This is a genomic window from Rhizobium sp. Root708, assembly GCF_001429725.1.
Lineage (GTDB): Bacteria > Pseudomonadota > Alphaproteobacteria > Rhizobiales > Rhizobiaceae > Rhizobium.
Map to the genome: position 1 here is coordinate 26,283 of NZ_LMHV01000005.1, position 19,148 is coordinate 45,430.

The following is a 19,148-nucleotide window of genomic DNA, read 5'->3' on the forward strand; positions in this document are numbered from 1 at the left end:
CGAGCGCTCGCAGTTCAGCAAACGCTCTCAAAAAGAAATGATCCCGATAGTCTCCGAGCCCTGAAAGCTCGCGGCAGGTCTTGACATGACTTCGTCAAGTGTCAGGCTGATGTCGCATGAAGGGGGATGAGAATGTTCGATATTGGAGCGACGTATCGGTTCGTCTTGATTGAGGGAACCTCGGAGGGCTGGGGAGAGAATGACTTCACGGATACTGTGATCGATATCGATGGGCCGTTGCTCAAGCTTTCCTCTGGCAGGATCATCAACTCGCATTCTTCGCTGTTCGTCAGTGCGACGCTGATCTCGATGATTGCGTCCGCGTCATCCGCGGAAGAGCAGGTCGAAGAGACGGAAGCGCTGGCTTAGCCGGCGACCCGCTCTCCACTGCGCTTTTCGATGTATCTGCGGAGGGACACGGCGCCGAGCAGCGCCGTGTCCCTCCATCTCGATCAGCGCGGCATCAGTGCGGGCTGATCGGCCGGGAACCTGGCGATGTCGCCAACACTGAGATTGAGGTGCTGCGCGACCAGCGCCGCCGGTGTGTGGGTCAGCCAGGACGACAGGCCGATCTCCTGATACTCGGCCACCTTGAACACGGCGACGAACTGCAGATCCGTCGTGCCGGTGTTCTCGATGATGTGGCCCTGGCTTTTCTTGACATATCCGATGTCGCCGGGACGGAAGTCTGCCGTCTGGCTGCGCGGACCGGCGTCGAACACCGTCATGCGGCCCTCGCCCTTGATCCAGTATTGCCACTCGTCTGCATTCGGGTGCCAATGCATTTCCCGCACGGCGCCCGGCTTGATCGTCTCGATCGCCGCCGCAATGGTCTTGGACACCTTGAAGATGCCGCTGTCGGCAAGATGGATCGTGCCGGAGGCGTTCTGCTTCAGGGGCGCCGATGCCGTCAGCCTGTAGGTGAAAGGATAAGGCGGCAGTCCGGCGGAGGCGACGGCTTCCTGATCTTCAGAAAGCGGGCCGGGCTCCTTGCCCTGAAATATCCAGAGGTCCTGCAGAGGAATGTTCTTGAAGGTTTCCTGCGGAACGCCGAAATTCTTGGCCAGCAGCTCCGGAGAGGTATGCGCGAGCCAGTCCGTCAGAAGCAGCGTGCCGTACTCGGACTGATCGCCCTCGTCGAAGACAATCACGAATTCGGAGCCATCGGGGCCGAGGCCCTGCAGCGAATGCGGAAAGCCTGCCGGGAAATACCAGAGGTCGCCAGCCTCGACGTCCTGCACGTAGGCTCGCCCTTCAGCATCGAGAACGGTGACGCGGCAGCGTCCGTTGGTCATGATCGCCCATTCGGCGGCGCGGTGCCAGTGCATCTCGCGGACGCCACCAGGACCGAGGCGCATGTTGACGCCGGAGACGGCGTCGGAAATGGCAAAATCGGACTTGGTGACCTGACGTGCCCAGCCGCCATTCTGGATGCGCTTGGCGGCATTGTTGAACGAGCCCCAGAAGAGCTGCATGTCACCCACGTCAGTTGCCGGCGGGCTTTGAAACGAGGGAAACTGCTCGTTGATCGCGGGGTTCTTCGGGCCGGGGTCCGAGAGGCCGCCGGGATTGGCATTGATGGCGCCTTCGGCCGGCTGATCCGGATTGCCAAAGGTGGCAGCATGGGCGGCGCCTGCCGCGAGGGCCGTGCCTCCCATTGCTCCAAGGGCAAGCACTGTGCGTCTTGAAAGAGAGTCCATAGCTATCACTCCGTTAGTTTCGATGAATTAGAGCTGCCTAGCCGCCCCTCTTGGCGGTTCAAGCATGTACAGGCCGGCAGTCGTCACTTGTTGTCGCCTACGCGGTACCACTGAGATGGGCGGGCACTTACTGCATTGAATATGCCGGAGCCTCGACCGGTACGGCGGCTACACTTGCAGCCGCTGCGGTTGGTTCTATGTCGGCGATCCACAATGTCGCTGCGCTAAGACTAGCAAGCCCGACCCCCAACACGATCGCAGCGATGGCGTATCGCCGATGGTTTGAGGGAGCGCGAAGGATGCGGATCGTCGTCATCTTGGACACCGGCATTGCATGAAATGGTTTGTCACGACCGCGCGCCAAGGCCCACGATCGAAACAAAGCATGCAAAAGGAGATTGAAGGGTCACGCCAAGCGCAAACTCGCGGCAGCGTCAGTTTGCCAGACGCAGCTTGAGCGCGGCCACGCCGACCGCCAGGTTCAGTCCCACGTCGCCTTCAAGGGAGACTGGCTGCAGCGAGAGGGTCTTTGCGCTTCCGCCGACGAGCACGTTGGCTCCGCCGCCAATGCCGACGCTGGCGTCGGCTGTTACGCCGCTATAGGTTCCCTGCAGACCGGCAATCGGTTCGCGCGTTGCGTTGTAGACGAGCCAAAGCATGCGTCCCTTCTCGACCGTGCCGACATCGAGGCCGAAGTCCGTGATGTTTCCGACGTAGTGCTGTGTCGCGCCGGACGCCGTCGGCGTGAAGGTGCAATCCACATCCTGCTTCGATCCGACGATTACACCGATGCCGGCGGAGACGTCGCAATCGAGCTTTCCGACTTCCGCGCGTTCGGCGTTCGCAACAGCAGGAGCTGCGAGCATGCCGGCGGCGAGCAGCGAGAGGAGGTATGATTTTTTCATGGTGAAAGTCCTTCGTTGGGAGTTGGTGGCTGGTTGATGCCCAGAAGGATAGGAGCCCAGCGGACGCGCCGAAATCAGCCGCTGGTTTAGAAGAGGCCATACCTAAGTTTAGGGCTTGGTCTGCGCGCCGGTGTCGTCGGCCACCTAAACCAAGGTACAGCTTATGGATGTTCGCCATCGCGCTAAGAACCTCTGTGTCTCAACAACGCCACAGGACCCGCCATGGACTTCAACGCCCCAAACCTGTCCAGCCTTTCCCTTGAAACGGGAGACAGTCCGGTTCGCGCCGTTCTGGCCGGGCTTTGCAGCAGGTTGTCCGACTTGGCCGCAGTTGCCACCCTTCAGGGAAACGAGCCTTTGCAAGCTCTTCTCTACCAGATCGCCGGCGAGTTGCGCGCGAGGCGTGGCGAGATCCATCGCCAATCCTGGGGGCCGCTGCTGATCGGCAAACTGGCAGCGTCCGTTGAACGCATCGAGGCCGCGCTGCTGACGGAATCGTGAGCCCGGCGGACCATTTGGAATGGTCTCCGGCTAGCTCGGCCACAACCATCGTCTAGCCCCATCCTTCTATGTACATTTTTCTGCAAGCACGGGCACCTTCGCCCGCTCCCGACGCGTCTGCCTGCTGTCTTTCGCTTACGAATTCCGGGCCATCCTATGCCTCAGTATAGTGTGCAGCGGAAGGTGTCCTTGCTAATTTAGCTTGAGAGATCGCGGCGCGCCGCGGCTTCGTCCGGTTCGTCTGAAATCGACATCGCGAAGGATAGGAAAATGATTTCGTTCACGAATACGCATCTTTCGGAAGAGGACGGGTTGCTGTCCCTGAGCTTGCGGCTGCTTAGCGATCGCTCCGGCTCCTCCTACACGCTTCGGTGCGAGCTGCGGCGCGATGTACCGACGTACGCCGTCTCGACGAATTTCGATCAACGTCTCCAATCCCTGCGCAGATCAATCGACAACTCCGTTGCCGGCAACTGACCCGTCGTGACTTTCCTTCAATGAAATCTTTTCCATCCAATCGCATCGAGAGCGCCGTCGACCGGCGCCTGATGGCGCTCGACGGCGCGATGCACAAGCTGATGCCATCATACGCGCTGCAATTCTTCATGATCGGCCATTTCCCCGAGGCTGATCGCAGCGGGCTTCTCGAAAACCTCCTCGTTTCCAACTGGCCGGCCGATCTGCTTGTCAGATACGAAGCGACCGACATGTTTCGGGAAAGCCGGATCGTGGCGAAGCTGAAGGAGAGCATTCTGCCGGTCTGTTCCGACGCGTTGCTGTTTGCGCGTGCGCGAGATGCGGGTGTGAAAAGCCGATTGGCGGGTGTCTTTTACGACGATGGGTTCGGCAATACGATTGGCCTATCGCTGCATGACGCCAACCGCCGACAATACCTGATGTTGCTCTCCGGCCCAGGGCTGCCCCTGACTGAGCAGGCACTTCCCTCGCTCGTATTCGAGCTCATGAAGGCGCTCGACGATTTTGCTGCGGGCAAGGACAAGAAGCCTCCCCTGTCGGCTCGCGAACTGGACTGCCTGCGGTGGTCTGCAGCCGGCAAGAGCAGTGAGGAAATCGCAGTCATCCTCGATCTCAGCAGCCACACAGTGAACAGCTACATGCGCTCGGCAATCGAGAAACTGGATGTGGTGAACCGCGTGCAGGCTGTCGCTACGGCATGCCGCCTTCGCTTGATCTAAGCGGTATTCGAGGCTTGCTCAGGCTTCACGTTGACGCGATAGCCGGACGGCCGCCGTCAGGCTGAGCGCACCGGACTCTCAACCGCATTGGTCGACGTCTTCCGGAAGTCGGGATGCAACGGACCGAACGGCATCGCGCCCATGAACGCCACGAAGACCAGACCCGCTAGGGCGAACCAGAACGAGAGAACGAAGCCGTCGGCATAGGACAAGATATATGCTTGCGCGCGAACGCCGGTAGCGACTGTCGATAGTGCTTCGAGATGTCCCCTGACGCCCGTTCCGAAGAGAGCGCCGAGCTTGGCGAGAATCCCATTCAGGTCATGCGACGAGGCAGCGATCGGGCCGGTCAGCACATTGGAGTGAAACTGTTCGCGTTGGCGCAGCCACGTATTCAGCAGACTGACGGCGAGCTCGGCGCTGCCGAGCCGGATGACCTGGATATACGCGGATGCGGCGGTCGCCCGCTTCGGATCGGTGTTGGCGATCAGGTAGACGACGGCGGCAAAGAAGACAAAGCTCTGGCCGAACGTGTAGAGGAGCACTACGGGCAGGAAGTTCGTTGGCGACCATTCGATTGTCAGCCGTGAGCCGAGGAGCGAGGCGGCGGCCATCGCCGCCAGTCCGGCGATAATGCAGAACCTCGCGTCGATCCGGCGCAGCAGGTAGATCGCCGCCGCCATGAAGAAGAAGACCGGTATCACCGCCCCGACGATGTAGAGCGAGGAGATCGAGACAGGGCGAAGGCCGACGACGGTCTGAAGGAACGATGGGATCACGATAGACCCGGCCGAACTGGAGAACGTGAAGGCGATAATGATCGCGTATCCGGTGCCGATGTTGCGCGACAGGATAACGCTGGCATGCGCCCAGGGCCTTGCCACCAGGCTCTCGTTGATCAGGAAGCCCACGGCCAGAATGAGGCCACCGACGAGAAGCGAGGTCACGATTCCCGATTGGAACCAGTCCAGCCGGTTGCCCTGGTCGAGGGCGACGTAGATCATCGTCATCGATGACCCGAGCAGGAGCATGCCGCCCCAATCCGCATTTTCAAGCAGGCTGAAATTGATCTCTTCCTTTGGTGCGCCAACGATCAGCAGCAGCGCGATCAGCGGCGCGATGATCACGTCCTGCCAATAGAGCCATTGCCAGCCGAGGTAGTCACCGTAGAGGCCGACGAGCACAAACCCCAGGCTCTGCGACAAAGGCAATCTCAGCGCATAGATGGCGAAGCCGATCAGCCAGTATTTCATGTCGAGATTCCGGAAGATGACCATGATTGTCGCCGGAATGAAGACACCGAGCAGCAATGCCCTGACGGCGTGGAGAGCAAAAAGCATCTCGGTGCCGTGAACCATGGGGATCGCCAGCGAGATGCCGGCGTAGACCAGGCACGCGGGGATCATGACCCGGCGTATGCCGAATACGGTGGCAAGCCAGGCGACGGCCGATGATATCAAGATCTGCGGTGCGTTCGCGATCGTGCTGAGCCACGAGGCCTCGTCGACACCCAACGAAAAGGCGCCGCGCAGATCCGGCAATCCGACTGCGAACACCCGAGTGTCGAAGCCGACGACAAAGGAGGCCAGGAGAAGTGCGGCAACGATAAGGTAGGGGCGGCTCGCCGTCGTGCCCCGCGTCAGAGGGCCGAAGGCGTGCGGCGCCGCGGTCATGGCGCTGTGCCTTCGGATGTGTCAACGCGGACCGTTGCCGACATGCCGGGCTTCAGCCTGTCGACGAGCGGCTGTCCTGCGTCAAATTCGATCCTCACGGGAACGCGCTGGACGACCTTGGTGTAGTTGCCCGTCGCGTTGTCGGGCGGCAGCAGCGCGAAGACCGAGCCGCTGGCTGGCGAAAGCCGCGAAACCTTGCCATGCAGCGTCTGTCCTGGAAACGTGTCTATGCTGATCGAAGCCGGGCGTCCCGGCGGCATGCGCGCGAGCTGCGTTTCCTTGAAGTTTGCCGTCACATAGACATTCGGGAGGGGAACTTCCGAGATCACGCTGGTCCCGGCTGCGACGAAATCCCCTTCATGGACGAGCTTGCGACCGACGGTGCCGTCGAATGGTGCGTGGATTTGGGTGTAGCCCTGGCGGATCAAGGCTGTTTCCAGATTTCCCTGCGCTGCGCCGACCTGCGCTTGCCACAGCGGCGCCTGGCCATCGAGTACCTTTCCCTGAGCCTTTTGTTGCTCGATCGCGGCCGCCGTCGACTTAACGGCGGCTTCTGCCTGCAGGTAAGCCGACTGGGCTTGCTGGAGTTGCTGCTGCGACGTTGCATCGCCGAGGTTCGTCTGCCTGTGAAACTCGAGTTCTGTCTGGGTTTTCAGGGCTGCCGCAGATGCATTCTGTGCCTCGGCGGCCTGCACGACGGCATTTTGCAATGTGATCTGATTGGAGAGGTTCGCCAGCGATGCGTTGGCTTGGGCAAGGTTCGCCTTCGCGACATCGACGGCGGCGTTGTATTCTCGAGGATCGATTTCTGCGAGCAAGTCGCCCTTGGACACGTGCTGATAGTCAGCGACCGGCGTGCTTCGCACGGTTCCACTCACCTGGGCGCTGAGCGTCGAGAGGTCGGCGCTGATGACGGCATCATCGGTGGACTGATGGGCGGCATCCGCCACCCATGTGTTCCAGTCGAACATAACGAGTGCGACCGCCGCCCCGACAACGAGGACAGCGACAACAGGGGCAGCGAGCCTCCGGACTGTCGCCCCCGTCGTCGAAGGTTGTTCGTTCGGGCTTGGGATGTCCGGCTCGGGCGTCGGCTTGGTGATCGAGGGTGCAAGACTTGTTATGTTGAGCGGGTCTGCCATCGCCCACCTCACTTTCTGGCCGGACTTGTCGTGGTCTTCACGCGGACGGGCACAGAGGTGGGATTGAACGAGACGTGTCCGGTACCGTGAAACTGTACCCAATAGCCGAGTGCCATGAAAACGGAACCGCCGACCAGATTGCCGAGCGTTACCCAAATCAGGTTGTGAACGGCGCCTGCAATCGTGACATTTGCCGGGTGTTCGCCGAGCAGGGCCATCGAGAAGGTGAACATGTTGGCGACCGAATGCTCATATCCGGCGGCGACGAAGATCGTGATCGGCCAGAAGATCAGCATGATTTTCGCAGCCGCATTGTCGGTCCGTCCTGCCATCCAGATCGCCAGGCAGACGAGCCAATTACACAGGATGCCTCGCGCGAAAAGCTCGAGCGACGTTGCCGACATCTTGGCCGCGACAGCCGAGAAGAAGGAAGTGCTGCCGTCACCAAGAAGCACGCCACCGCCGGCTAGGTGAAAAAGTCCGGCGAGCACAAGTGCGCCGATAAGGTTGCCGACCCACGTGCTGCACCAAACGAGCAGCACGTCGGAAAGACGGGCGCGCCGTGTAAGCACGGCAAGCGGCATGTACATTGCGGTGCCGGTAAAGAGCTCGGAGCCGGCGAAGACCACGATCGTCAAGGCCGACGAAAATACCACGCCCATGACAAGGTGAGCCCAGGCGGCATCGACGTGGGCGCCGGCTGTGAACATCAGGATATCGCCGAAGCCGATATAAGCGCCCGCCATCGCCGCGCCGACAAGGAACGCGAAGAACTGGGTGCGAGCGACGAGCGCCTTGTGTTCGCCGGATTGTGCGAAATCGCTGATGCTGTCCTGATACATGAGGAGGCCCTCGCAACTGGCTCGATGGAATCGAGCGTTTCATTGGTTGATGCGATAGAGGCTAGCGTTACTTTGCGGTGCGTTGAATCATACGTTGGTGTAGCTGGCGGCGCTGAAAGTTCAGGTTCGGGCCGCCGCCGCTGTCTTTATGACAGATTTTTTTAGTCACACTAAAAATCAGATTGACAATGCCTCCTTCTAAAGCTTCATTGAAGTAATACTAAAAATAAGGCGGAACATCTTGGAAACACACGCAGGTCCTGACGGAGCTGGGGAGATGTCTCTTGGCGAGAGATTGCGTGATCGTCGCCGCGAGCTCAAACTGACGCTCCAGCAAGTCGCCGATCAGGCCGGCTTCTCGGTCGGCTTCATCTCGCAGATCGAGCGCGGCATTACTGTTCCGTCGCTGACTTCCCTCGTTTCCGTCTGTCGTGTCCTGAAGGTGGACGTAGGCTCGTTCTTCAAGTCGCCGCGTGTCGATGCGCCGGTGACGCGCCGGGAGACCCGACCCGTCTATGCGCTTGGCGGCACGCCCGGCAATTCCGTGACATACGAGCGCCTGTCCGCGTCTTTCCCCGGCAATATTCTGCGTAGCACGCTTATCCATGAGCCGCCGGGCTTCCGAAGCGAACCGATGTCGCACGAGGGAGAGGAGATTTTCTTCATCGTCGAAGGCTCCCTTACCCTGGAGGTCGATGGCGAGCGGACGATCCTCGAAGCGGGCGACTCGGCGCATTTCCCATCGTCCCGAACGCACGTGACCTGGAACCACACCACCGAGCCGGTGACCATATTTCATACCTGTACGATGGACGTCTTCGGTGACGACGTACCGTCTGGCGAGCCTGAAACCAGCCTCGTCGTCAAGCGCGCCGCGACCCGGCGCAGCGCACCAAAAAGCCTCAAGATAAATCAAGGGAACAAGAAATGAGAACAAGCCTCAAGCTGGTGGCTGCAGCACTGCTCGCAGCAACCTCGATCTGCACTTATGCCAAGGCCGAAACCGTATTGAGGCTCGATGAATCGCCGGTCGGCGAACTCGACCCGGCAAAGGCGTCGGATTATGCCGACTCCATTCTGATGTTCAACGTCTATGACACCCTGGTCATCCCGAAGCAGGGGCAACCCGGCTACGATCCGTTCTTGGCGACGGCCTGGGAAAGCACAGGCACGACCTACACCTTCAAGCTTCGCACGGATGTGAAGTTCCAGAGCGGCAATCCCATGACGGCTGATGATGTCGTCTTCTCGCTGCAGCGCATGAAGGCACTGGGCGCGGGCCTGTCCTACCTGTTCGAAAACGTCGACAAGGCGGAAGCGACCGATCCTGCGACCGTCAAGTTCACACTTAAGGAACCCTACGCTCCATTCATCTCCGCGCTGACGCGCCTGCCGATCGTCGACAAGAAGCTGGTGTTGGCAAACCTGGGTGCCGGCGATGGCGAGATGAAGGACTGGGGGCAGGGATACCTTTCGACGCATGCCGCCGGCAGCGGTGCCTACACGGTCGTCTCTCATAATCCCCAGGAAGAGACGGTCATGGCGAAGAACGCCGGCTACTTCCTTGGTGCAGCTCCGAAGGCCCCCGATACGGTTCGCTTCCGCTACGGCCTGGAAGCCGCAACGGTCCGCACGCTGATCGCCCAGGGCGAGCACGACATCTCCTCGCAGTGGTTGCCGCCGGAGGTCTTGAAGTCCCTTGCCGCGAGTGGCGCGCAGTTGCTGACCGAGAAGGGGACGACCGAGTTCTACGTGAAGATGAACACGACCAAAGCGCCGTTTGACGACGTCGAATGCCGCCTGGCCGTCTCCTATGCCTTTGACTACGACACCGGCGTGAAGATGGTTGCCATCAACGACAAGGTCTCCCAGGGGAGCCCGGCAACCGGTGCCATTCCGGTCGGGATGCTCGGATCGTTGCCGGAAGACCAGCCGATCAAGCGCGACCTGGCGAAGGCCAAGGAGCATCTGGCCAAGTGCAAATACAAGGCCGACGAAATCAACATCGATATCTCCTGGATCGGCGAAGTTCCGCTGGAAGAGCGCTTCGCGCTGCTGATGCAGGCAAACTTCACCGAGCTCGGTATCAAGACGCAGGTCAAGAAGCTGCCTTGGGCATTGTTCTCGGAGCAGGTCTCGAAGCCGGAGAATACGCCGGCTATCAGCCAGGTCTTCGTGAACACGATGAGCGGAGATCCGGATACGCTGCTCTACAGCATGTATCACTCCACTGCCGCTGGCACATGGATGTCGCCTGAATATCTCAAGGACAAGGACGTCGATGCGCTGCTGCAGCAGGGCCGCGAGGCCTCCAGCGACGAAGAGCGCTCGAAGATCTACACCGATCTCAACAAGCGGCTGATTGCCCTTGCGCCTTCCATTTTCGCTCAGGACCAGACGGCGGTCTTTGCAGCAAGCAACCGTGTCTCGGTTCCGGCCTTGTCCGATCCGAGCAAGGCGTTTGCGCTTGCTGGCTTCGGCTTCACGTTCCGCCTGATGGAAATGAAAGAATAGTCGGGTCGTAAACAGGGCCGCCCGACGCGGCGGCCCTTTCCTCGCACAAACGGAATTATCGGTATGCCTCCACTCGTCCGCCTCCTTGCGAAGCGGCTCGGTACCTCTTTTGTCGTCTTGATAGGGGTATCGCTGCTGATCTTCGCCATTGCCCGGATCATTCCGGGGGATCCCGCGCGCATCGCGCTCGGCCCCAATGCGACCGCGGATGCGGTGGCTGCGCTGCGGGAGCGCCTCCACCTCAACGATCCGTTCATTGCGCAGTACGGTTATTTTCTTCGCGATCTTCTGCGCGGCGATCTCGGCGTGTCGCTTTATACCAACCGGCCGGTGATGGTCGACATCGCGCAGTTTCTGCCCGCGACGCTCGAGCTTGTTATCGTTTCCGGCATCATGATGGTCGGCATCGGCCTGCCGCTCGGCATCATCTCGGCTCGCCATCGCGGCAGCCTGATCGATCATGTGATCCGGATGGTCACCTTGCTTGGTGTATCCGCGCCGGGGTTCGTCTGGGCCGTCATCCTCATGCTGGCTTTCGCCTATTTCCTGCCGCTGTTTCCAATCGCCGGAAGACTGTCGGACACCATGACCGTCCCGACAACGACGGGCTTCCTGCTGGTCGACAGCTTGCTCGCGGGAAATCTCAAGGCGTTTGGCAATGCCCTCTGGCATATCATCCTGCCTGCCTTTGCGCTGGCGCTTTCCGGTATCGGCCAGGCAGCGCGCCTCGTTCGTTCGAACATGGTCGAGACCTACGAGAAGCCCTACATCGAGATGGCGCAGGCCTATGGTTTTGCTGAAAAGCGGATTGCGCGGCGATATGCGTTTCGCCCCTCTCTCATCCCATCCCTGACGATCATCGGTCTAGATTTCGCAGCCATGCTCGGCAACGCCTTCCTGGTCGAGGCCGTCTATGCTTGGCCCGGCCTGTCGCGTTACGGCGTCGCCGTCATCCTGAGAAAGGACCTGAACGCCATCGTCGGCACCGTCCTCATCATTTCGGCCATGTTCCTGATCGTCAACCTAGTGGTCGACCTGCTGGTTTCGATCATCAATCCCCGCATTCGTCTGTCTCAGAGGGCATCATGAAGAAAACCCTCATTATCCTGGCGCGCAATCCGCTATCGCTGATCGGCCTGATCCTCGTTGGGATCGTCGTCTTTTCCGCAGTCTTTGCGGATTTCATCGTACCCTTCCCCGAGCACCGGGGCGCGGTCGTTGATTTTGTCAACTTCAACAAGCCGCCCGAGTGGCCTTACATTTTCGGTACCGACCTCGTCGGGCGCGATCTCTTTTCGCGCATTGTCTACGCCTACCGGATTTCGTTGATACTGGGCGTTGTCGTGCTGGCGATTGCCGTTCCGATCGGTGTCGCGATCGGTCTTGTGGCCGGCTATTTAGGCGGCTGGACCGAGTATGTGCTGATGCGGTTGACGGATGTGTTCCTGTCGATACCGCCGCTTGTGCTGGCAATGTCGATGATGGGGCTGCTGGAGCCGACCCTGACGAACGGCATGATCGCGGTCACCGCGATGTGGTGGCCATGGTACACGCGCCTCGTCTACAATCTCGCTCGCGCTGAGAAGGAAGAGGGCTACGTGCTGGCCGCCGAGGTGATCGGCGCCTCGAAGATGCACGTGATGTTCCGCGAGATCCTGCCGAACTGCGTGCCGTCGATCGTTACCAAGATGACGCTCGATTTCGGTTTTGTCATCCTGATCGCTTCGTCCCTGTCCTTCCTGGGGCTTGGCGTGCAGCCGCCGACACCGGACCTCGGCTCGATGGTGGCGGAAGGCGCAAAATACCTTCCCGATAGCTGGTGGCTGACAGTCTTCCCCGGCCTTGCAATCCTGATCGCCGTGTTCGGCTTCAACCTGATCGGTGACGCGCTTCGGGAAATCCTGGGAGTCGACCAATGATGCCAACCCTCAAGATCGATGGCCTCAAGTTAGGCTTCAAGACGCACGCTGGCATGATCGAAGTGCTGCATGGAATCTCGCTCCATATTCGCAAGGGAGAACGCGTCGCGCTCGTTGGCGAATCTGGTTCGGGAAAATCTGTGACGGCGCGGATCGTTCTCGGCATGCTCCAGCAACTCAAGACGGCACGGATATCCGGCGGTATCGAGTTCGAAGGGCGCGACCTGCAGCGGATGAGCGCACGGGAGCGACACGCCCTGCGAGGGACAAGCATGTCGATGATCTTCCAGGATCCGACGTCGTCGCTCAATCCGGTCTATACGATCGGTGCGCTGTTCCGGGAGGTGCTGTCGCGAGCCCATTCCGGAATGTCGGCCAGCGACATGCGGAAGATGGCGATCGAAGCCCTGTCCGATGTTGCGATCGGAGAACCGGAACGCGTTCTCGACTCCTATGCCTTTCAACTCTCAGGCGGGATGAATCAGCGCGTGATGATCGCCATGGCGCTCGCCAACAATCCCTCGCTGCTGCTTGCCGATGAACCGGGAACAGCGTTGGACGTGATGGTTCAGGCGCAGACGTTGAAGCTGATGAGCGCGCTCGTCGAAAAGCACCATACCTCGGTGCTGTTTATCTCGCATAATCTCGGCGTGGTCCGCGAGTTCGCCGACCGCGTCTACGTGATCTACAAGGGCAGCATCGTTGAGCAGGGTCCGACAGCGGCACTGTTCGACGATCCCCGTCATCCCTACACCAAGGCACTTCTGTCGGCCGTTCCACGCATCACCGGCGGCGGCATCCCAGATGTCGATGACGGTGCCGCCGATTTTCTGGCGCCACTCGTTGCCCATGAAGGCTTTAGCGAGAAGGAGCTTCTGGCATGAGCGCGCTTCTATCCGTTTCATCGGTTTCCAAGGAGTTCACAGTAGGCACCCGAAAGGTGCAGGCTCTGAGCGATGTGTCGTTCGATGTGAAGCGCGGCGAATGCCTCGCGATCGTGGGAGAGTCCGGCTCCGGAAAGAGCACGATCGCCAATATCATTCTCGGCATCTATGGCGCGACATCGGGCACGCTGACGTTCGACGGCAAGAAACTGCCCGCACGCCGCACGCTTGAGCATCGCCAGGCGATTCAGTTGGTTCAGCAAAACCCGCTCTCGTCGCTAAATCCGCGCCGCTCTGTCGGTGCCTCCCTGCGATTGGCGCTCGATGTCCACGACATCGGCCCGAAGCCGGGGCGTGGCGAGCGGGTCGGCGAGCTGCTGGAAGAGGTCGGTCTTCCGGGCGAATTCAGCCGCAGGTCGCCATCGGCCCTTTCAGGTGGCCAGCGGCAGCGCGTGGCGATTGCCCGTGCCCTTGCCTGCCAATCCGAGCTCGTTGTTCTCGACGAGCCGACATCGGCCCTCGATGTCCTCGTTCAGGCCCGCGTATTGAGGCTCCTGAAGGAGCTCAAGGACAAGCGCGGCCTGACCTACGTGTTCATCACGCATGACCTTTCCGTCGTGCGCAACATCGCCGATCGCGTTGCCGTGTTCGAGAAGGGCAAGCTCATCGAGATCGATCGGACCGATGCGATTTTTACCAAGCCTGAACATCCCTATACGCGCCGGCTGATCGGCGCCGTACCGGTCGTCAGCCGTGAGGAAGCGGCCCTGCGCGATCGTCTTTTGGAGCACGAGAATGGAAATGCCTGATTATAGCGGATTTGTCGCCGCCCTTGCGGACAGGAACGGCCAACCGGAGTCGGCCTTCGCGGCGTTGGAGGCGCTGACCAAGGAGATCGTTGGCGTGAAGCTGTTTACGATCATGACCAGCGACACGACCGAAAAGGTGTCCGAGCGCATCTATTCCAATATGCCGGAAGCCTACCCGGTCTCGGGAACGAAGCCTTACAATGAGACCTACTGGTCCGACATCGCGCTCAAGCAGCGCCAGACTTTCGTCGCCAACACCATCGAAGACATTGCCGGCGTTTTCGATGACCACGAGTTGATCGACTCGCTCGGGTGCCAATCGGTCATCAACGTGCCGATCGTTATCGCAGGCGAGGTCGTCGGCACCATCAACTGCCTGCATGAAGCTGGTTTCTACACGAAGGAGCGTGTCGAGGCAGCCGAAGCACTGAAGCTGCCGGCTGCCGCCTGCATGCTTCTCCATGACAAGCTGAAGAACGGGAGCGGGAAATGAACGCCAAGACTATTCGTGTTGCCACCGACGTCGGTGGCACCTTTACTGACCTGGTCTGCTTCGAGACGGACAACGCAACGGGTCTGTCGCGGATCATCACCGCCAAGTCGGACACGACCCCCCCGAACTTCGAGAAGGGTGTTCTGAATGTGCTCGACAAGGGCAAGGTTGATCCGAAAAGCATCGATTTCCTCGCCCACGGAACCACCGTCGTCATCAACGCTCTCACCGAGCGCAAGGGTGTGAAGGTCGGTCTTGTCACCACCGAAGGTTTCCGTGACTCGCTCGAGATCGCGCGCGGCAATCGCCCGGACTTCTTCAACCTGCATTATGAAAAGCCGGAGCCATTCGTACCGCGCTATCTACGTCGGGAAGTCCCGGGGCGGTTCAGCTATCACGGCGAGGAAATGAAGCCGCTCGACCTTTCCGGTCTGCCTGGCATCCTCGATGACTTCCGTGCCGATGGTGTCGAGGCGATTGCGGTCTGCTTCCTGCATTCCTACACCAACCCGAGCCACGAACAGGCGACAATTGCCGAGATCGCAAGACTATGGCCGGAGATCTCCACCGTTGCCTCGCACCAGATCACCCGCGAATGGCGCGAGTATGAGCGCACGAACACGACTGTCATGTCTGCCTATGTTCAGCCGACCGCCGAGCGCTACCTGTCGCGGCTCAACGAGGGTCTGACGACCAAGGGTTTTGACGGCAACCTCTTTATCATGCAGTCCAACTGCGGCGTCGACTCGCTGGAATCGGTGAAGAAGATTCCGATCACCATGGTCGAATCCGGCCCTGCCTCGGGCTTCTGGGGTGCCGCCGAACTCGGCAAGCAGATCGGCGAGCCGAACGTCTTGGCGCTCGATATTGGCGGCACGACGGCGAAGTGCTCGCTGATCGAAGACGGTAAGGTCAAGATCATGACCGACTACTGGATCGAGCGCGATCGCACGTCGGCGGGCTACCCGATCATGGTGCCCGTCGTCGATCTCGTGGAGATCGGCAACGGCGGCGGTTCGATCGCCTGGGTCGATGATTTCGGCAAGATGCACGTCGGTCCGAAGTCGGCGGGTGCGATCCCGGGGCCTGCGGCCTATGGCCGTGGCGGCACGAATGCCACGACGACGGACGCCAACCTGTGGCTCGGCCGGATCAACCGCGATTACTTCTGCGGCGGCTCGGTCGAGGCGGATATGGCTGCGACCGAAAAGGCGCTCGCCGACGTTGGCCAGAAGCTCGGTATTTCCGCGGACGAAGTTGCCCGTGGCATCGTGCGCATTGCCAACAACAACATGGTCAATGCCCTCAAGCTGGTTTCGCTCAATCGCGGCTTCGACCCGCGTGACTTCACCCTGGTCGCCTTTGGCGGCGGCGGTGCAATGCATGCGGTGGCGCTTGGTACCGAGCTTGGCGTCAAGAAGGTCGTCATCCCCGCCGGTGCCTCCGTGTTCTCGGCATGGGGCATGATGATGTCTGACCTGCGGCGCGATTATTTCGTGACAAAACTTGCCGAACTGAAGGCCGGCGCGGCTGCGGCCGTCGAAGCCTTGTTTGCCGAAACCGAAGCCCTTGCGCTGAAGCAATTCGGTGAAGAGGGCGTGGCGCGCGAGAAGGTGAAATTCCTGCGCTACGGCAAGTTCCGCTATCAGAACCAGGAGCACACGACCGAAGTCCTGATCGATGGCCCGATCAGCGATGAGCGTCTCGCTGGGATCGAAACGGCCTTCCATGAGGCTTATGAGCGTGAGTACACCTATCGCCTTCATGCACCGGTCGAACTCGTCGGCGTCCATCTGGTCGCTTCCGCCGAGGTCGGCAAGTTGACCATGCAGGAAAAGCCGCTCACGGAAGGGCCGACTACCGCTGCGCTGAAGAGCGAGCGGATGGTCGACTATGCTCTCGAAGGACGCCATCAGGCCACGATCTACGACGGCGAGAAGCTGGAGCCCGGCATGAACTTCGTCGGCCCGGCGATCATCGAAGATCCGGGCACGACGATCGTGATTCACCCCGGCAATCGGGTCGAGGTCGATGGCTTCGGCAACATTCACATTCATCTCAAGGCTTGAGGAGGCCGGGTCATGACATCACAGATCCACGATCCGATTACGCTCGAAATCATCCAGAATTCGCTGCAGGCGACAGCAGATGAAATGTTCGCCGCGATGCGCAAGACGGCGATGAGCTCGATCATCTATGAAGTTCTCGACATGGGCACCGGGATTACCGACGCCAAGGGACAATTAGCGTCGTCGGGCGCCGGCATCCCCGGTTTCATCGGCGTTCTCGACAAATCGGTCAAGGTGCTGCTCGAGAAGTTCGGCAAGCCGGGACAGATCGAGCCGGGCGACGTCTTCATTACCAACGATCCCTACTATGGCGGCGTTACGCACCTGAACGACCTGGTCGTCGCCATGCCGGTGTTTGTCGGTGACAGGCTCATCGCATGGACCGCCAACATCGCCCACAATTCCGATGTCGGCGGCAAGTCGCCGGGCTCGCTCTCGGCCGATGCCACGGAAATCTTCCAGGAAGGATTGCGTCTTCCCGCCATCAAGATGATCTCGAAGGGTGAGCCCATTCCGGGTATCTTCGACATCATCACCGTCAACTCGCGCATGCCCGACTTTATCGAAGGCGACCTCTGGGCCGCGATCGCCTCGGTGCGTATCGGCGCGAAGCGTCTCGCCGAACTTGCCGAGAAATACACGATCGCAACCTTCGAGGCTGCGATGACGAGCTTCATGGATTTCGGCGAACAGGTCACGCTGGCTGAACTGGCAAAACTGCCGCACGGCACGTTCGAACTGACGGAGGAGCAGGACGACGGACGCTTCTTCAACGTCAAGATCACCATCTCCGACAAGGAATTCTTGATCGATCTTCGCGACAATCCCGATCAGGATGCCGGGCCCTCCAACGCATGCTATGACGATACGCTTGTGAGCATGCAGGTCATCTTCAAGGCATTGGCCGCGCCGGCTTCGCCGGCCAACGAAGGCTCGTTCCGCCCGCTCAAGGTTCTAACGAAAGAAGGAACCTGCTTTCACGCCAAGGAACCGGCCGCTGTCGGCTTCTACTACGAGATCGGCATTCGCGGCTACGATCTGGTATGGCGCTGCCTGGCGCCGCACATGCCGGAGAAACTGCCTGCCGGTCACTTCTCGTCTATTGCCGGAACCTTCATCGGCGGCATCCATCCCGATACCGGACGGCAATACACGATCATCGAGCCGCAGATCGGCGGATGGGGAGCGTCGAGCGGACGCGACGGCAACAGCGCGATCTTTTCGGGCGTGCACGGCGAAACCTACAATTGCCCCGCCGAGATTTCCGAAGCGCGTAACGGCCTCATCGTTGACCGGATGGAGCTCAATTGCGAACCGGGCGGTGAGGGGAAATGGTCCGGCGGTCGCGGCATTCGCCTCGACTACCGCATTCGTCGCGACGACTCGTTCCTGACGCTTGGCTACACGCGCTCCCGCATTCTTCCCTGGTCTTTGCAGGACGCAAACGAAGGCACCGCCAACTATGCGCTGGTCATGCGCAAGGATGGGTCGAGCGAACGCTATGCCTTCGCTTCGGGCATTCGCGTCGACAAGGATGACGTCATCCGCATCATCACCGGGGCAGGCGGCGGACTTGGCGATCCCAAGGAGCGAGATGAAGCCCTTGTCGCCGCAGACATACGCAACGGTTTCATCACGCCCGAGCGAGCGGCCGACGTTCACGGCTACAAGAGTTGATGGCCATGGCATCCAATCCCTTGAAAGTCATGTATCTCAACCCGGTCGCCGAGGATGCGGTCGTGGACGAGATCTTCGCGGAAATGGTGCGCGGCTACAAACTGCCCGGTACCGAGGTTCATGTAACGGCCTTGCCGAGCGAGCACTATGGCTTCTCCCACATCGAATTTCGAACCTACGAAGCGCTGGTGACCCGTGGCATCATGCGGGCAGTGAGGCAGGCGGCGGCGGAAGGCTTCGATGCCTTGGCGATCGGCTGCTTCTACGACACCGCTCTGCACGATGCGCGCGAGATCTCGGATAGAATGGTCGTCACCGCGCCCTGCGTCGCATCGTGCGAGATCGCCGCGAGCCTCGCCAACAGGTTCGGAGTGATCGTCGGGCGGCGCAAATGGGTTCACCAGATGCAGTCCACCGTGGTCGGCTATGGGCACGGCGATCGGCTGGCCGGTTTCTATGACGTCGACCTCGGCGTCGACGATTTCCAGCGGGATCACGCCGAGACGGGCAGGCGTCTGATGGCCGCAGGCCGGAAGGCGATCGATGAAGGTGGCGCAGAGGCGCTCATCCTCGGTTGCACGATGGAGGTCGGTTTCTACAAGGAGATCGAAGACGCCCTCGGCGTGCCCGTTATCGACCCGTCGATCGCGGCGCTCAAGCGTGCCGAGTATGCCGCTGTCCTGAAGCGGCAATGCGGCTGGGTTCCGAGCCGGAAAGGTTCCTGCGAGGCTCCTCCAGAGGTCGAAATCACACGCTTTCACGCGTTCGACGATACGGCTTCGGTCTTCGGCAGCCGCATCGTCATCGAAGCTGAGTAAGGAATT

Annotated in this window: 19 protein-coding genes; 14 read left to right on the forward strand and 5 right to left on the reverse strand. The window is 60.4% G+C overall.

Features of this window, described 5'->3' with window-relative positions; translation table 11 throughout:
- Window positions 1-132 precede the first annotated feature (132 nt).
- Entirely contained in the window at window positions 133-369 is a 237-nt protein-coding gene (locus ASE04_RS05480) for a hypothetical protein (RefSeq protein ID WP_056813238.1), read from the forward strand.
- Window positions 370-452: 83 nt separating this feature from the next.
- On the opposite strand, the gene ASE04_RS05485 is transcribed toward ASE04_RS05480, so the two are convergent.
- Together ASE04_RS05485 and ASE04_RS05490 are read right to left on the reverse strand one after the other, a co-directional pair.
- On the reverse strand, window positions 453-1,700 hold the full coding sequence (locus tag ASE04_RS05485) for an oxalate decarboxylase family bicupin (protein WP_056813241.1): 1,248 nt from the start codon (window positions 1,698-1,700) through the stop codon (window positions 453-455).
- A 434-nt stretch (window positions 1,701-2,134) separates the two neighbouring features.
- A complete protein-coding gene (locus ASE04_RS05490; protein ID WP_056813242.1) occupies window positions 2,135-2,605 on the reverse strand; it encodes a DUF992 domain-containing protein in 471 nt (156 codons plus the stop codon).
- A 222-nt stretch (window positions 2,606-2,827) separates the two neighbouring features.
- On the opposite strand from ASE04_RS05490, the gene ASE04_RS05495 reads away from it, so the two are divergent.
- The 3 genes from ASE04_RS05495 (at window position 2,828) to ASE04_RS05505 (ending at window position 4,302) form a co-directional block, all read left to right on the forward strand.
- Entirely contained in the window at window positions 2,828-3,106 is a 279-nt protein-coding gene (locus tag ASE04_RS05495) for a hypothetical protein (protein WP_056813247.1), read from the forward strand.
- Between the two features lie 270 nt (window positions 3,107-3,376).
- Window positions 3,377-3,583 (forward strand): hypothetical protein, encoded by a 207-nt coding sequence (locus ASE04_RS05500; RefSeq protein ID WP_056813250.1) that lies wholly within the window; start codon window positions 3,377-3,379, stop codon window positions 3,581-3,583.
- A 20-nt stretch (window positions 3,584-3,603) separates the two neighbouring features.
- Entirely contained in the window at window positions 3,604-4,302 is a 699-nt protein-coding gene (locus ASE04_RS05505) for a helix-turn-helix transcriptional regulator (RefSeq protein WP_056813253.1), read from the forward strand.
- 56 nt (window positions 4,303-4,358) lie between these two features.
- Here ASE04_RS05505 and ASE04_RS05510 read toward each other — a convergent pair whose 3' ends face one another.
- Genes ASE04_RS05510 through ASE04_RS05520 form a run of 3 tightly spaced genes read right to left on the reverse strand, consistent with a single transcriptional unit; the run spans window position 4,359 to window position 7,959 of the window.
- A complete protein-coding gene (locus ASE04_RS05510) occupies window positions 4,359-5,975 on the reverse strand; it encodes an MFS transporter (RefSeq protein ID WP_056813256.1) in 1,617 nt (538 codons plus the stop codon).
- On the reverse strand, window positions 5,972-7,117 hold the full coding sequence (locus ASE04_RS05515) for an HlyD family secretion protein (RefSeq protein WP_056813260.1): 1,146 nt from the start codon (window positions 7,115-7,117) through the stop codon (window positions 5,972-5,974). Before ASE04_RS05515 ends, ASE04_RS05510 begins: the two co-directional genes overlap by 4 nt.
- 8 nt (window positions 7,118-7,125) lie before the next feature.
- Window positions 7,126-7,959, reverse strand: a complete 834-nt coding sequence (locus ASE04_RS05520) for a formate/nitrite transporter family protein (protein ID WP_056813261.1) — start codon at window positions 7,957-7,959, stop codon at window positions 7,126-7,128.
- A 277-nt stretch (window positions 7,960-8,236) separates the two neighbouring features.
- Between ASE04_RS05520 and ASE04_RS05525 the strand changes: the two genes are divergently transcribed.
- The 10 genes from ASE04_RS05525 to ASE04_RS05570 all read left to right on the forward strand — a co-directional run bounded on the left by ASE04_RS05525 (window position 8,237) and on the right by ASE04_RS05570 (window position 19,142).
- Complete coding sequence (locus tag ASE04_RS05525; protein WP_056813264.1) at window positions 8,237-8,890, forward strand: helix-turn-helix domain-containing protein; 654 nt, start codon at window positions 8,237-8,239, stop codon at window positions 8,888-8,890.
- Window positions 8,887-10,473: an ABC transporter substrate-binding protein gene (locus ASE04_RS05530; protein WP_056813266.1), complete on the forward strand. Its 1,587-nt coding sequence runs from the start codon at window positions 8,887-8,889 to the stop codon at window positions 10,471-10,473. The genes ASE04_RS05525 and ASE04_RS05530 overlap by 4 nt, the downstream gene beginning before the upstream one ends.
- A gap of 63 nt (window positions 10,474-10,536) precedes the next feature.
- Entirely contained in the window at window positions 10,537-11,562 is a 1,026-nt protein-coding gene (locus ASE04_RS05535; protein WP_056813269.1) for an ABC transporter permease, read from the forward strand.
- Window positions 11,559-12,392, forward strand: coding sequence for an ABC transporter permease (locus ASE04_RS05540; RefSeq protein ID WP_056813272.1), 834 nt, complete (start codon window positions 11,559-11,561; stop codon window positions 12,390-12,392). The genes ASE04_RS05535 and ASE04_RS05540 overlap by 4 nt, the downstream gene beginning before the upstream one ends.
- The gene (locus ASE04_RS05545; protein WP_056813273.1) at window positions 12,389-13,276 is read left to right on the forward strand and encodes an ABC transporter ATP-binding protein; all 888 of its coding nucleotides are present in this window, start codon (window positions 12,389-12,391) and stop codon (window positions 13,274-13,276) included. The genes ASE04_RS05540 and ASE04_RS05545 overlap by 4 nt, the downstream gene beginning before the upstream one ends.
- Window positions 13,273-14,085, forward strand: coding sequence for an ABC transporter ATP-binding protein (locus ASE04_RS05550; protein WP_056813276.1), 813 nt, complete (start codon window positions 13,273-13,275; stop codon window positions 14,083-14,085). The genes ASE04_RS05545 and ASE04_RS05550 overlap by 4 nt, the downstream gene beginning before the upstream one ends.
- Entirely contained in the window at window positions 14,078-14,578 is a 501-nt protein-coding gene (locus ASE04_RS05555; protein ID WP_056813638.1) for a GAF domain-containing protein, read from the forward strand. The genes ASE04_RS05550 and ASE04_RS05555 overlap by 8 nt, the downstream gene beginning before the upstream one ends.
- The gene (locus tag ASE04_RS05560) at window positions 14,575-16,647 is read left to right on the forward strand and encodes a hydantoinase/oxoprolinase family protein (RefSeq protein ID WP_056813279.1); all 2,073 of its coding nucleotides are present in this window, start codon (window positions 14,575-14,577) and stop codon (window positions 16,645-16,647) included. The genes ASE04_RS05555 and ASE04_RS05560 overlap by 4 nt, the downstream gene beginning before the upstream one ends.
- 12 nt (window positions 16,648-16,659) lie before the next feature.
- Entirely contained in the window at window positions 16,660-18,324 is a 1,665-nt protein-coding gene (locus ASE04_RS05565; RefSeq protein ID WP_056813282.1) for a hydantoinase B/oxoprolinase family protein, read from the forward strand.
- A 5-nt stretch (window positions 18,325-18,329) separates the two neighbouring features.
- On the forward strand, window positions 18,330-19,142 hold the full coding sequence (locus tag ASE04_RS05570; RefSeq protein ID WP_056813642.1) for an aspartate/glutamate racemase family protein: 813 nt from the start codon (window positions 18,330-18,332) through the stop codon (window positions 19,140-19,142).
- The last annotated feature ends 6 nt before the right edge of the window (window positions 19,143-19,148 follow it).